The organism is Paenibacillus sp. FSL W8-1187 (genome assembly GCF_037965485.1).
Lineage (GTDB): Bacteria > Bacillota > Bacilli > Paenibacillales > Paenibacillaceae > Paenibacillus_O > Paenibacillus_O pasadenensis.
This window is the reverse complement of record NZ_CP150181.1, coordinates 2,794,589-2,808,286: the sequence shown is the minus strand read 5'-3', so window position 1 is coordinate 2,808,286 and position 13,698 is coordinate 2,794,589. Positions and strand designations below refer to the sequence as shown.

12 protein-coding genes are annotated in these 13,698 nt (G+C 64.4%); 5 read left to right on the top strand and 7 right to left on the bottom strand.

Going from position 1 to position 13,698, the window contains the following annotated elements; genetic code table 11:
- Positions 1 to 117 precede the first annotated feature (117 nt).
- On the top strand, positions 118 to 1,185 hold the full coding sequence (locus NYE40_RS12105) for a Gfo/Idh/MocA family oxidoreductase (RefSeq protein ID WP_028597713.1): 1,068 nt from the start codon (positions 118 to 120) through the stop codon (positions 1,183 to 1,185).
- A 225-nt stretch (positions 1,186 to 1,410) separates the two neighbouring features.
- On the opposite strand, the gene NYE40_RS12100 is transcribed toward NYE40_RS12105, so the two are convergent.
- Entirely contained in the window at positions 1,411 to 2,349 is a 939-nt protein-coding gene (locus tag NYE40_RS12100; RefSeq protein ID WP_228551860.1) for a tyrosine-type recombinase/integrase, read from the bottom strand.
- A gap of 112 nt (positions 2,350 to 2,461) precedes the next feature.
- Positions 2,462 to 2,884 (bottom strand): metalloregulator ArsR/SmtB family transcription factor, encoded by a 423-nt coding sequence (locus NYE40_RS12095; RefSeq protein ID WP_084136675.1) that lies wholly within the window; start codon positions 2,882 to 2,884, stop codon positions 2,462 to 2,464.
- Between the two features lie 182 nt (positions 2,885 to 3,066).
- Between NYE40_RS12095 and NYE40_RS12090 the strand changes: the two genes are divergently transcribed.
- Positions 3,067 to 5,451, top strand: coding sequence for a heavy metal translocating P-type ATPase (locus NYE40_RS12090; RefSeq protein WP_339279983.1), 2,385 nt, complete (start codon positions 3,067 to 3,069; stop codon positions 5,449 to 5,451).
- Between the two features lie 107 nt (positions 5,452 to 5,558).
- Here the strand turns inward: NYE40_RS12090 and NYE40_RS12085 are convergent, their stop codons facing one another.
- Positions 5,559 to 6,071: a hypothetical protein gene (locus NYE40_RS12085; RefSeq protein ID WP_339279982.1), complete on the bottom strand. Its 513-nt coding sequence runs from the start codon at positions 6,069 to 6,071 to the stop codon at positions 5,559 to 5,561.
- Between the two features lie 194 nt (positions 6,072 to 6,265).
- Here NYE40_RS12085 and NYE40_RS12080 point away from each other — a divergent pair, with 194 nt between their 5' ends.
- The gene (locus NYE40_RS12080) at positions 6,266 to 7,405 is read left to right on the top strand and encodes a metallophosphoesterase (RefSeq protein ID WP_028597709.1); all 1,140 of its coding nucleotides are present in this window, start codon (positions 6,266 to 6,268) and stop codon (positions 7,403 to 7,405) included.
- A 165-nt stretch (positions 7,406 to 7,570) separates the two neighbouring features.
- The gene (gene xerS, locus NYE40_RS12075) at positions 7,571 to 8,659 is read left to right on the top strand and encodes a tyrosine recombinase XerS (protein ID WP_028597708.1); all 1,089 of its coding nucleotides are present in this window, start codon (positions 7,571 to 7,573) and stop codon (positions 8,657 to 8,659) included.
- A gap of 107 nt (positions 8,660 to 8,766) precedes the next feature.
- On the opposite strand, the gene NYE40_RS12070 is transcribed toward xerS, so the two are convergent.
- Positions 8,767 to 9,288 carry a hypothetical protein gene (locus tag NYE40_RS12070; protein ID WP_028597707.1) on the bottom strand — a complete coding sequence of 174 codons (522 nt, stop codon included), beginning with the start codon at positions 9,286 to 9,288 and terminating at the stop codon, positions 8,767 to 8,769.
- Positions 9,289 to 9,455: 167 nt separating this feature from the next.
- On the opposite strand from NYE40_RS12070, the gene NYE40_RS12065 reads away from it, so the two are divergent.
- The gene (locus NYE40_RS12065) at positions 9,456 to 10,433 is read left to right on the top strand and encodes a YpdA family putative bacillithiol disulfide reductase (protein ID WP_028597706.1); all 978 of its coding nucleotides are present in this window, start codon (positions 9,456 to 9,458) and stop codon (positions 10,431 to 10,433) included.
- A 159-nt stretch (positions 10,434 to 10,592) separates the two neighbouring features.
- Here the strand turns inward: NYE40_RS12065 and NYE40_RS12060 are convergent, their stop codons facing one another.
- The 3 genes from NYE40_RS12060 to NYE40_RS12050 all read right to left on the bottom strand — a co-directional run bounded on the left by NYE40_RS12060 (position 10,593) and on the right by NYE40_RS12050 (position 13,673).
- Positions 10,593 to 11,246, bottom strand: a complete 654-nt coding sequence (locus NYE40_RS12060; RefSeq protein ID WP_028597705.1) for an MOSC domain-containing protein — start codon at positions 11,244 to 11,246, stop codon at positions 10,593 to 10,595.
- A 173-nt stretch (positions 11,247 to 11,419) separates the two neighbouring features.
- Complete coding sequence (locus NYE40_RS12055) at positions 11,420 to 13,039, bottom strand: amino acid permease (protein ID WP_043110952.1); 1,620 nt, start codon at positions 13,037 to 13,039, stop codon at positions 11,420 to 11,422.
- A gap of 22 nt (positions 13,040 to 13,061) precedes the next feature.
- On the bottom strand, positions 13,062 to 13,673 hold the full coding sequence (locus NYE40_RS12050; protein WP_028597703.1) for a DUF3298 and DUF4163 domain-containing protein: 612 nt from the start codon (positions 13,671 to 13,673) through the stop codon (positions 13,062 to 13,064).
- Positions 13,674 to 13,698: the final 25 nt, after the last annotated feature.

The following is a 13,698-nucleotide window of genomic DNA, read 5'->3' as shown; positions in this document are numbered from 1 at the left end:
CTAAGCCTGATTGAGTTCATCATAAACCAACATCGGCACGGTCAGCAAGGCAGATCGTTCTCGGTCCGCTGCTGCCCTGGCCGACAACCGGATTCCCTAGAGGAGGCTCTCATCCCCATGAACCGAACCTTATCTTCCCCGCGCCGCCGGATCGTCGTCGCCGGCTGCGGCGGCATGGCCCATACCTGGGTCGAGTATGCTTTGACCCGCGACGACGCCGACATCGTCGGCCTTGTCGACGTCCGCCTCGAGGCGGCAGAGGGCATGCGGGACAAGCACGGCCTGAGCTGCGGCGTCTACACGGACCTGGAGCAGGCGATTGCGGAAAGCGGCGCCGATCTCGTCTTCGACGTGACCATTCCGGCGAGCCATCATGTCATCAGCCAGACGGCGATGCGGCTCGGCTGCGACGTCTTCACCGAAAAGCCGCTGGCCGAAAGCTGGGAAGCCTGCCTCGACGTCGTCCGGACCGCCTCCGAGACGGGCCGCATGCATGCCGTCATGCAGAACCGGCGCTTCGACCCGCGCATCCGCGCCTTCCGCAAGCTGATCGCCGGCGGCGCGATCGGCACGCCGGGCTTCGCCGGAGCGGACTTTTTCATCGGCGCCCACTTCGGCGGCTTCCGCGACCTGATGGACAGCCCGCTCATCCTCGACATGGCGATCCATACGTTCGACCAGGCGCGGCTGCTGCTCGGCGCCGATCCCGTGTCCGTCTACTGCCAGGAGTTCAACCCGCCCGGCTCCTGGTACAAGGGCGCGGCTTCGGCGCTGTGCATCTTCGAGATGTCGGACGGCAGCGTATTCAGCTACCGGGGCTCCTGGTGCTCGGAAGGAGCTCCGACCTCCTGGGAAGCCCAGTGGCGCGTCATCGGCTCGACCGGAACGGCGCTCTGGGACGGCGAAGGCTCGCCTTACGCGGAAGTCGTCGATCCCGCCGGCCAGGAGCAGGCGTTCATCCGCAGCTCGCAGCGCATCGACACGTCTCCTGACGAGGCGGGCGAGCCGTGGCATCACCGCTGCATCGCCGAGATGTTCGACGCGCTGCATGGCGGCCGTCCCTCGGAGACGGACTGCCGCGACAACCTGCTCAGCATGGCGATGGTGTTCGGCGCGATCCGCAGCTCCGCCGAAGGCCGCAAGGTGGCCATCTCCGAGCTGCTGCCGAGCGGATCGCTCGGTTGACAAGCGCTTCAACGACAGACAGGTCCGGCCTCAGCCGAACCTGTCTTTTTAATTCGCCTCATCTACTTTCCCGTTCCTGTCTCTTCGCACTCTTCCTTTGAACACGAAAACGTCCTCCTCGACAGAGCGGAAACCGCTATAACCGAAGTCTCCCCCCGGCACGCCCATTACGCCTTTCCGGTTTTTCGCTGTCATGCCCCGTCCATCCGGCAAGCCTTGGCCCGCTCAGCGAGGACGGCCCTCCCGCAGCTCCGGCAGCTTGGCGGACATGCGCTCCATCGCCGTCTTCATCTGCGCGTTGTCGATATGCGTGTAGATCTGCGTCGTCTCGATGCTCGCATGGCCGAGCAGCTCCTGCAGCGTGCGGATGTCCGTGCCGCTGCGGATCTGCATCGTCGCGAAGCTGTGGCGCAGCTTGTGGCTCGACAGCTTCTTCATCGCCAGCTCCGGCCGCTCGCCCTGCAGCCGCTCCAGCGTGCGGTCCGCGATCGTCTGGATCATGCGGACCGACAGGCGGCGTCCGAGCTGGCTGACGAACATCGGCTGCTCCTTGCCTTGCCGCATCCGGCCGCGGCTGTCGTCCTCCAGGCGCCGCAGCAGCCGGGCGAGACTGTCCGGCAGCGGCAGATAGCGCCATTTCCGTCCTTTGCCGAGCACCGACAGCGTCCCGTCCGGCTTGAGATCGAACGAGTTGAGCCGATGGATCTCCCCGACCCGCAGTCCGGCGTACGCCATGAGCAGCAGGATCGACAGATTCCGTTCCTGGTGCTTGCCTCCGACATGCCCGAACAGCTCCTGCAGCTGCTCCTCGTCCAAATAGACCGGCATGCGGTTTTTCTGCTGGCGCGACTTGGGCGTGAGCGCGGCCGGATTGGCCTGCAGCCGGTCCATCTCGTTGAGCGCCCGATAGAACGCCCGCAGGGAGCTCAGCTTGCGGTTGCGCGCCTCGTCTCCCGCTCCCCGCTCGCGGCTCGCGGACAGATAGCGCATGATGTCCAGCTTGCCGCTGCGCTCGAGCGCTTCGGGATACAAGGACGCGAGATAGAGACGCACGTCGGCGACATACGCCCGTTCCGTCGACAGCGTCATGCCCTGGTTCTTCATCCAGATGCGGAACAGCTCCAGCTCCTCGCCATAGGCCTCTTGCAGCTCATGCACCGTCACGGACAACCTTCCCCACTCCTTCTCGTTCCTGCTAAAAGTCTCTTAAAATCGAAGTTGCGTAAAATATGTATTTCACGCAACTTTTGAGCCGGGAAAAACGGCATTCCTGAGCTCAGGAATGCCGGACATGCTCGAGCGTCTGTCGGAACACTTGTTCGACGTGATCGTCGTCGAGCGAATAGTACACCGTCTTGCCTTCCTTGCGGCGCTTCACGATCCGCATGTTGCGCAAATAGCGCAGCTGATGGGAGACGGCGGATTGGTTCATTCCGAGCAGCACGGTCAGATCATGCACGCACAGCTCGCTGTGCATGAGCGCGTCGACGAGCTTGACCCTTGTCGGATCGCTCAGCGCCTTGAGCCAGTCGGCCAGCTGCAGCGCGGAGCGGTCGTCGAGCATCGCCGCCTTGACCGCGCTTAGATCGCGGGGCTGCTCGGGCGCCGCGTGCTCGCCCTCCAGCTCGGACGGCTCGTCCTCGCGCCAAGCGGCCTCCTCCACCTCGGCCCCTGCCTGGCTTTTCGCATCCGTATTCATCCGCCTCTGCCTCCGATCCGTATCCATTGACCTTCATTATACCAATCGCCGGCATTAAACGGAAGTTTTACGGACATCATTAATTTTTAGGGATAATTGTCCCAATCGGTTGACCATTCCAGCAAACAATCATATCATATGAGCAAGTATTCATGCGTATGGTCAAGGAAGGAAGATGCCCCTTGCTGGAATATCGGGTAAAAGGACTCAGCTGCGGCAACTGCGCCGCCGATCTGGAGCGGCAGATCCGCAAGCTTCCTCATGGCGATACGGCCGCGCTTCATTTTTCATCCGCGCGCCTCGTCATGGATGAACGCGTGCCTATGGACAAGGTGCGCAAAATACTGAAGACCGACGGCGCTTCGATCCTCGCGGAACGATCGGCTTCGGCCGTTCCAGAAGAAGCCCCCGCCTCCTGCTGCGGGGCGGGACACTCTCATGAGCATGGCCACGATGCAGATGCCCACGATGGGGTCCATGATGATGACAGCAATGATGCACATGGCCACGCTCACGGGCACGGTCACGCTGGAGTCCATCATGATGTTGACAGCAGGCACGAACATAGCCACGGCCAAGCGGACCTTCGCAAGCATGTCGCCCAAGCGCAGGAGCAAGACCAGGCAAGCGCTCCTGGACACGCGCACGGTCATGATCATGACCACGATCACGACCATGCCTCCGGTCGCGGCATCTACGCGCAGCTCGGCATCAGCCTCGCGCTGCTGCTGGCCGCCGTCCTGCTCGGCGACCGCGTGCCGTCCGCCGTCTCCATCCCGCTCTATCTCGGCGCGATCGCGCTCAGCGGCTGGCGGACGTTCTGGAAAGGGCTGCGCAATCTGGCGAGCCTCCGCTTCACGATCGACACGCTCATGACCGTCGCGCTCATCGGCGCCGTCGCCATCGAGGAGTGGAAGGAAGCAGCGCTCGTCGCGATCCTGTTCGGCGTCAACGAGCTGCTCGAAGGGCTCGGCATGAACCGCGCCCGCGAGTCGATGGACCGCCTGCTCGAAGCGGCGCCGAAGGAAGCGATGCTGCTGGAGGACGGCGCGACGCGGCGTATTCCCGTGTCCCGCCTGTCCGCCGGCCAGACGGTGCTGGTCGCCGCAGGCTCGCAAATCCCTTCCGACGGCGTCATCGTCACCGGCAGCAGCTCCGTCAACGAAGCCGCCATCACCGGCGAGCCGATCCCGGTCGACAAGAAGCCCGGCGACGCCGTATTCGGCGGCAGCCTCAACCAGGAGGGCAGCCTGACGGTCCGGATCGAAAAATCGTACTCGGAGTCCTCCCTGGCGAAAATTCTCCAGCTCGTCCAGGAGGCGCAGGAGTCCAAGACGCCGACCGAGCTGTTCATCAACCGCTTTTCCCGCTACTATACGCCGGCGATCATGATCATCGCCGTGCTGGTCATGCTCGTCCCGCCGCTGCTGCTCGGCGGCGAGTGGCGCCACTGGCTGTACGAAGGACTCGCCGTGCTCATCGTCGGCTGCCCGTGTGCGCTCATCCTCTCCTCGCCGGTCGCGATCCTCGCCGGCATTACGCGCCTCGCGCGGGAAGGCATCCTGGTCAAAGGCGGCGCCCATCTCGAGCAGCTCGGCCGCATCCGCATCATCGCCTTTGACAAGACCGGCACGCTGACGAAGGGGCATCCGCATGTGGCCGAGGCGGCGAGCTGGGACGACCGCTTCCTCCCGGTCGCGGCCGCGATGGAAAGCGGCTCCGCCCATCCGCTCGCCAAGGCGGTGCTCGCCTACATCGAGGAGCGCGGCATCGCCTACGAGACGGCGGAAACGACGGCCGTACCCGGCAAAGGGCTCGCTGCCGCGTTCGGCGGCACGAAGTACTCGCTCGGCAGCCCCGCTGCGCTGGAGGAGCTCGGCATCCTCCCGCATGCGGAGGCGGCCGAGGCGCTCCGAGCGTATCGCGAGCAGGGCTTGACGCTCGTCGCGCTGGCGGACGAGAGCCGGATGCTCGGCCTGTTCGGCATCTCCGACGAGCTGCGGCCGGAGACGCCCGGCGTCGTCCGCGAGCTGCGCCGCGCCGGCATCGCCCGCACCGTCATGCTGACCGGCGACCATGAAGCCGCCGCCCGCCGCATGGCCGCGGCAGCCGGCGTCGACGAGACGGCAGCCGGACTGCTGCCCGCGGACAAGGTCGAGCGCGTCAACCGGCTCAAAGCCGCAGGCAAGGTCGCGATGATCGGCGACGGCATCAACGATGCGCCGGCGCTCGCGGCCTCCGATCTCGGCATCGCCATGGGCAAAGGCACGGACAGCGCGATCGAGACGGCCGATCTCGTGCTCATGCAGGATCATCTCGGCAAGCTGCCCGAGGCGATCCGCACCGCCAAGCGCACGAACCGGATCATCCGCTTCAATCTTGCGGTCGCGCTCGGCCTCAAGCTCGTCGCCCTGCTGCTGACGATCCCGGGCTGGCTCACGCTCTGGATCGCCATCCTGTCGGATATGGGCGCGACGATCTTCGTCTCGCTCGTCAGCCTGCTGCTGCTCGTCCCTTCCCGCCGCTCGGCGGAAGAGCCGGCGTCTGCACCAGCCGTCGCGGAATGAGGATGGAATGAGCGCAGAAAATAAAAATCCTTCGGCCGCTTGAGGGCCGAAGGATTTTTTGATTTAACTGGTCGAGCGATGCATCAACCGATGCTCCATGGGGTGCATCAAGGAATGAACTGCTGCACGATCTTCGTCACGACGCCGTCCTTGACCGTCAGATGATACGGGAAGTCGGCGAGGTCGAGCACGTCGTTTTTGGCATACAGCTTGGCGAACTCGTCGAGGGCGATCGGCTCGTTCCACTGCGTCTCCAGCTCGGCCGGGTCTCCCGTGCGGTCGTACAGCTGCATGAGCACGGCCGCATCCGGCGAGATCTCGTACGTAGTCGCCGTCGTATCGTCGTTGACGATATAATAGCCGTCCGGCGCGCCGTCCAGGCCGCTGTCCGGCTCATGCTTCAGGAACTGCTCGTCGGCTTCCTTGCCTTCGTACCATTCGATCGGATCGACCGTTATGTACCATTTGCCTTCTTTATGGGTGATGGATTCGATATAGTCGGTTTGGGTGTCGGCCGTCTTCTGCACCGGCTGATAGTCTCCGCCTACGGCATTGGCCGTGGAGATGAAATAGAACAGGATCGAGGCGGTGGCGAGAATGCTGATGAGACTTTTTTTCATGTGGCTCGTCTCCCTTTCGCAAAGCTAGGACTTGTGACAAGAGCTTGACGTTCATTACCCTTGCTCGCAAGGGGTGAATCAGCTGTTGGTACCATTATAAACGGGCCGGCTGCGAGATAAGTTGCAACAAAGTTACAAAACCAGTTACGCTAGTCTACGAAGCCCGATTGACAGCCAAAAAGGAGAATGCCCGCATGAGCCGCAGATGGCTTGCCCTCGTATCCGTCATCGTGATCTACGCCGCCCTGATCTATTATATCGGGTGGAATCTCTCGCTATTCCTCGCCAGCCAAGGCTTGTCGCCGGGAATCGGCATGTGGACGGCCGTCGTGCTCGCGTCCGTCTCGTACTTCCTCGCGATGGCGCTCGTCCGCTTCTGGGGAGCGCTGCCGGCGCGCTTGTTCAAAGCCGCCGCCTCCTACTCCATCGCCGCGCTGGAATACCTCATCCTGCTGCTGCCGCTCGCCGATCTCGGCTGGCTCGCCGCCCGCGCTGCAGGCGTCTCGTTCGACGCTTATGCCGGCGCCGCCGGCTGGACCGTGCTGCTGCTCCTGCTCGTCCTGCTCGCCTGGGGCACGCGCAACGCGTTCAGCCCGATCGTGCGGCGCCACAGCGTGCAGGTGGACAAGCCGATGGCGGATCGGGACAGCGTGACGCTGCTCGTCGCGTCCGACATCCATCTCGGCGACATCGTCGGCAAGCGCCATCTGAGGAAGCTTGTCCGCATCAGCCAGGAGCTGCGGCCGGACTTGATCCTGCTGCCGGGCGACGTGCTCGACGACAGCGTCAAGCCTTTCCTCCATCTGCGCATGGCGGAGGTCATCTCGCAGCTGAAGGCGCCGCTCGGCACGTACGCGGTGCTCGGCAACCACGAATATTATGGCGGAGACATCCCCGCCTACGTCGGGGCGATGAAGCAGGCGGGCATTCCGGTGCTGCAGGACGAATGGATCGATGCGGGAGGCATCGTCATCGCCGGCCGCAAGGACCGCACCGCCGAGTCGCTCCCCGGCGCAGGCCGGCTGCCGACAGCCGAGCTGCTGCGCGATATCGACTCCTCGGCGCCGATCGTGCTGCTGGACCATCAGCCGTACGGCTTCGCCGAAGCGGCCGCGGCCGGCGCGGACGTCCTGCTGTGCGGCCATACGCATCGCGGCCAGTTCGCCCCCAACCATCTCGTCACGCGCCGCCTGTTCGAGCTCGATTGGGGCTACATGCGCAAGTCGCTCACGCATGTGTTCGTCTCCTCCGGCTTCGGCAGCTGGGGACCGCCGGTCCGGCTGTTCAGCCGCAGCGAGGCGCTGCTCATTACGTTGACGTTCCGTTCATCCTGATCGATCATCTTGGTTTGGTCTGACCGCCCGGTTTTACCGAGCGGTTTTTTAAATGCCGTTAAAGGTTTACATAACTATCCTTAGAAAGTAAGCATGCCGCACGGAAGCTTGTCGGGGGAAACGGCAGTTGCTACAATACGGAGGAAAAGATTGGAGGAGCCGCTCATGAACATCTTGAAGGTGAAGGACCGCATGGAGCTGGATCGGCGCGTTCCCTCCATGCCGTGGTATATCGAGAAATTCATCAACTACAAGCTGCCCGACCTCTCCCCCTCCTCGCTGCTCGAATACGTGCGGGACTATGAGGCCTTCCTCGGCTGGCTGATCGCCGAAGGCTTGGCGGAAGGCCCCGCCCTGTCCGATGTAAAGCTCGAGGAGCTCGAGAAGCTGCGCATGGACAGCATCGACGGCTACCGCATGTTCCTGGCGTCCAAGCCGCTGCACGCCAACAGCCGCACGACCGTCTCGCGCAAGCTCAGCTCCCTCCGCTCGCTCTTTCATTATTTGAGCCAGATCGCCGAGGACGAGGACTTCTATCCGCTGCTCAAGCGCAACGTGATGGCCAAGGTCGCGATCAAGCGCACGCATAAGCCCAAGGATACGGCCGCCAAGCTCGAGGGCAAGCTGCTGCAGGAGGAGGAGCTCGACGAATTCCTCCGCTTCGTCAAGTCCGAGTACGGCCAGGATCCCGCGCTCAGCAAGCAGGCGCTGCACGCCTTCGAGAAAAATTCGACGCGCGACTGCTGCATCGTCAGCCTCATCCTCCACTCCGGCCTGCGCGTCTCCGAGGTCGTCAACCTGAACGTCGACGATCTTGATCTCAAAAAAAAGCTCGTCTATGCGTACCGCAAGGGCAGCAACGACGATACGTTCAAGACGCCGGTCTATTTCCGCCAGCAGGCGGTGGAGGACCTGCAGGCCTACCTGCAGCTGCGGGACAGCCGCTACGCCGCTCCCCGCAAGGAGAAGGCGCTGTTCCTCGCCGTCGCCAACGGCAAGACGGAAGGCTCGCGCATGACAAAAAGGGCCATCCAGGAGATGGTCCTCAAGTACGCCAAGCGGTTCGGCAAGCCGTATCTGTCCGTGCACAAGCTGCGGCATTCGTTCGCGACGGATTATTATTTGCGCAACGACCTGTACAAGACGCAGGAGCAGCTCGGTCACGCTTCGCCGGACACGACCCAGATCTATGCCCATCTGACGGACAAGACGATGCAGGAAGCGATCGACCGCGAACGGAACCGGGAAGGCTAGCCTCCCGGTCCCGCCGGATTCGCGGCGAAGCCGCAGCCTGGCGGTCGAACAGCTGCGCCAAAGCCGCAGTTCCTAGCGGTCTAGCAGCTGCGCTGAAGCCGCAGTTCCTAGTGGTCGAACAGCTGAGGCTGCGCGCCTTCTTCGACCGCGTAGTCGAAGTCCTCGATGTCGAATACCTGCACCGGCACCTCCGCCTCGATCAGCCGATCCTGGAACTCGTATTGATCCGACAGGATCGGAATATCGAACTTGGAGGCCGTCAGCAGCAGCTCTGTCTCCACCGGATCGAAATATTCTCCATAATGCGCATTGTCCACCGCGTTCACGACCGTAAACTGGATGCGGTCGTTCAGGATGAGCGGAGAGCTCTCCCTCCACGGCACCGTCAAAGCGCGCTCGATCTTCTTGCGGTTGAGCGAATCCTCGAAAAATAGGATCAGCTCGCCGATCTTGCCCCGCACGAAAGCGTCCTCGGTCGGATCGTCCATGACGGGCTCCGGGCTGTCCTTCATCTCGTATAGCTCCAGAACCGTGGAGTAAGGCAGCACGAAGTCAACCGGCAGGCTCGGAACGAGCAGCTGTCCATAAGTCGCCACCATGACCGCTTCAATCACAAATCTCCGCTGCATTCCAGATCCCCCTCTATAAGCCACATAACCGTGTTAGTGAATCCATTATACATGAAATCCCCTCTGCGCCATAGAGAAAGCCTGCGGTTGCCTCCAAAATCAGGCGAAGGTACAATAGCTAGTACAGCAGGCGCCGGCAAGGCGTCCGAACGGAGGTTGAAGGTACGTTGCAGCAGGAACAAGTCATCATCATCGGCGCCGGACCATGCGGCCTGGCCGCGGCTCTCGAGCTGCGAGCCCGCGGCATCGACGCGCTCATCATCGAAAAAGAGAATCTCGTCCACTCCATTTCCCAGTACCCGACCTACCTGAGCTTCTTCAGCTCCCCGGAGCTGCTGGAGATCGGCGGCGTGCCGTTCACGACCGCGCAGGAGAAGCCGACGCGGCTGGAGGCGCTCAACTACTACCGCACCGTCGCGCTGCGCGGCGGCGTCCGCGTCCACGCCTACGAGAAGGTCGAGTCCGTCGTGCCGCAGCCGGACGGCTTCGCGCTGAGCACGCGGACGAGGCATGGCGAGGAGCGGGCCTACCGCTGCGCGGCGGTCGTCGTCGCCACCGGCTACTTCGATCATCCGAACCGGATCGGCATTCCCGGCGAGGACTTGCCCAAGGTCAGCCACTTTTTCCGCGAAGCCCATCCGTATACCGGCATGGACGTCGCGATCATCGGCGGCAGCAACTCGGCCATCGACGCCGCGCTGGAGCTTGAGCGGGCCGGGGCCAAGGTGACGGTCGTCTACCGCAAGCCGGCTTATTCCCCATCGATCAAGCCGTGGGTGCTGCCCGTGTTCGAGAGCCTCGTCCGCAAAGAGCGAATCCGCATGCTGTTCCACTCCCGCGTCGTCGAGATCGCGCCCGCGAGCATCGTCGTGCAGAGCGAGGACGGCGAGCAGGCCAAGCTGCCGAACGATTTCGTGCTCGCGCTGACCGGCTTCCATCCGGATCGCGACTTCCTCCGCTCCATCGGCGTGGCAATCGAGCCGGAGGGCTATCCATACTTCGACTCCGACACGATGCAGACGAACGTGCCGGGCGTCTACCTCGCCGGCGTCGTCGCCTCTCGGCATGAAGCGAACGAGATCTTCATCGAGACGGGACGCTTCCACGGCGTCAAGATCGCCGATCATCTGCTCGCAAGAGCATGATCGAAGCCAATTCTGGACCGGTCCGCGCTCGCGGCCGGTCTTTTTCGGTTTCGGCCGTCTTTTAGTTAAGAGGATTAATGGTTTACATAATTCGACTTACAAAGGTAACGCCTCCGTAAAATGGCCCTTATCCAAAAGGGCCCTCTGAACCCGGCTTCGTCAAAGCGATTCGAGCCGGGAGGACAAGACCGTCCGCCAGCTGTCGGCCAGCTCCGGCACGACCAGCAGCTCGCGGATCGCCTGCGCGTCCTTCTTGGCCGTGTAGTAGATGCGGTTCGCCTCGGCGACGGTCATGCCGTGCGCGGGGCGATGCTCCAGCGACAGCTCCATGCCGGCTGCGGCCTCTCCTTCTTCGACGACGCGGAAATAATAGCCGGTCCGCCCGCTCTGCTGGACCCATAGCGTCAGCTGCGGCTCCTCATGCCTCAGCCCGAGCTTGAAGCAAGGCTGACGAGGCTGGCTGACCTCCAGCAGCGCCTGTCCGCAGCGATAGCGGTCGCCGATGACGACCGCTTCCTCATCCATCCCGCTCAGCGTCAGGTTCTCGCCGAAAGCTCCCCAGCCGAGCTGCCGCTCCAGCCGCTGCTCCCACTCCGGGTAATGATGTCCGGAATAGGCGCAGACTGCCTTGTCCGGCCCGCCGTGATGCTTGAGGTCGGCTTGTCCGTCCCCATCCGGCCCGGTCCTTCCGAGCCGCACCGCGCCTTCGCTCGGATATTTGAAGATGCCGGTCATGACCGTCTGGCTGCCGTGGCGGACAGCCGCCGGCAAGCCGACATTGACCGAAACGATCTTGCGCTCCTTATGCTCCACCTGCTTCCGCCTCCCTTTCCGGCCCATTATAAAAGAAGCGGGCGCCCTCCGGCAACCCGCCCCCTCTTCTCGACACCGAAAGCCGTCTTTGCGACAGGGCGTGTCGAAACTTTTTTAATCGTGTTGCATTCTGCGCTTCCCCGGGAAATAGTCAGGCCCAACATTTCCCGAGCCTATTGGGGATGGGAGCGCTCCAGCTGCAGCAGCTCCTGGCGGCTCGGCAGGCTGCGGCTGTCCGCCGCTCCTGCGGCGGCAAGCGGCCGTGAAGCGAGCAGCGCCGCCGCGAGCCAGACCAGCGCCGCGGCCAGGGCGGCCGGGCTGATGGCGGCCGCGGCCGCCGCGACAACGGCCAGGACGGCGGCCGCTGTCCAGCGCAGCAGCCCGCGCGCGGGCCCGGGCGACCAGAGCGGAGCCAGCGCCGGATGCTCCTGCCCCCGACGCAGCCGCAGCAGGCCGGAGAGCGGAAGCAGCAGCGCTCCATGATGCAGCATGACGCCGAGCGCGAGCAGGAAGGCCGTCTGCGCGCCGCCGGAAGCCGGCAGCAGCGCCGAGCCTGCGGCAAGCGCCGCTGCCGCCAGGACGGCCAGCATGGCGGCTCCGTCGTAGGTGCGCCGCTTGACGGCAACCCGCGCGAGCCGGGCCAGGGCGGGATGGCTGCTGTCGCGGGCGAGCGCGCCGGCAAGCCTCGTCGAGGCGAACAGCAGCGAGAGCGAGCCGCCCAGCAGGCTGACCGCGACCAGCGCGTCAAGCGCCAGCACCGCGCCCGGCGAGCTCGCAATGGCCGAGCTGACGGGGTGGAGCCACGCGCCGGCTGCGCCGCCGAGCGGCCGGGACGCGGCGTACATGGCGGCCAGCGCCAGCAGCACGTAGCCGCCCGTGTATAGATAAGCCGCCGACTGGAACTGTCCCCAGGGCAGGCGCATCCGCGGCTCCACCGTCTCCTCGGCCGCGGCTTCCGCCGCTCCGCCGGACAGGAACAGCCTCCACAGCAGCAGCGCGCCGAGCGCCCAGTCGGCGTTCAGCGGAACGGCGCCCGTCCCCGCGCCTTGACCGAGCGGCGGCAAGATCGACGGCAGCGAGTAGTTCGGCCACAGCGCCCCGGCGAGCAGCGCCAGCAGCAGCAGGCAGCAGCCGATCTGGACGGCGGCGACCGCCCGCTGCACGAAGCCGAAGCAGCCGTTGCCGGCCAGGCAAACGAGTCCTTGCAGCGCCAGCGCGAACGCCAGCGCGACTGCCGCGACCGCGGCGGCTGATCCGCCGAGCCAGCCCTGCCAGGACTGGCCGAGCCAGCGGGCCGCCTCCAGGCTCATCCAGGCCGCGAGCGCCCACTGGCCGCCGAGCCGCAGCAAGCCGCTCGCTCTGCCGGCCGCCTTCCCGGCCAGCCATTCGGCCGCGTGGGACGTTCCTTTGGCCGTCGGCACGGCGGACATCAGCTCCGCCGACACCGCATGCACGGCCAGCGCACCCAGGCCGAGCAGCGGCCAGGCCCACAGGATAAGCCCGCCGGCCGCCCCCGGTCCGGCGACATGCAGGAACAGCGCTCCGCCGCCGAGCAGCGCCATCGCGTTGAACGGCAGCGCGAACGCGGCGAACGGCCCGAACGCCCTTTTCAGCCGCTGCGCATATCCGTATCGGTTCAGCTCGCTCTTGTCCTGCATGAACTGGATGTAGGCCGCGTACTTCGTCAGCGACTGGTATCCGCCGAGCTGGCGCCGCCGCTCCGCCGCCGCGAACACGGCAAGCCATGCCAGCGCCGCCGCTCCGTACATGCCGAATCCGATCCAGATCCACATGCCCTCGTCCCCCTTCGCTCCCTTAATCGTTGACGTCCATGACGCCGAGCGGACCGTCCTCGCGGATCAGGTCGGTCAGGTCGTAGACGGAAATCGGAAAATAAGGAAAACCGAACACGTAAGGGGTGATCTCGTACACGCTGAACCAGATGACGAGCGCGCGGTCGGCGATGTAGTAATCCTGGTCGGGCCGGATGCCCTCGAACGGCTGCAGCGTCTGGATGTCCCGCTGCTTGATCTGGCGCGCCACCAGCTCCGACAGCCGCTTGCGGTAGTCGGAGCCCGGCTTGAACAGCCCGGACAGCGGAATCGGCTTGCCTTCGTCGTTCAGGAAGGTGAGCGAGCGCTGCAGCGTCAGGCCGTGCGCTCCGCCGGTATAGGCGTAGTTGAAGAGCGAGAGGCTGAGCACGCCCTTCTGGTTGTTCTTGAGCTCGTAAAAGCCGAGCATCTCGGAGCGGGGATCGTCCAGCGAGCCCTGCTCCTCCATCAGCATCCGCGCCGCCGAGCGGATCGAGCCGTTGATCGCGGCTGTCGCCTCCTCCTCGCCTGCGATCGAGACGACCGGCAGCAGCAGCTCGGTCTTGGGCCTGACGACGCGGCTCGTGTGTACGGAAGCCGGTTGCACGAACGGCATGATTCTCCACCTGCCATATCCATAG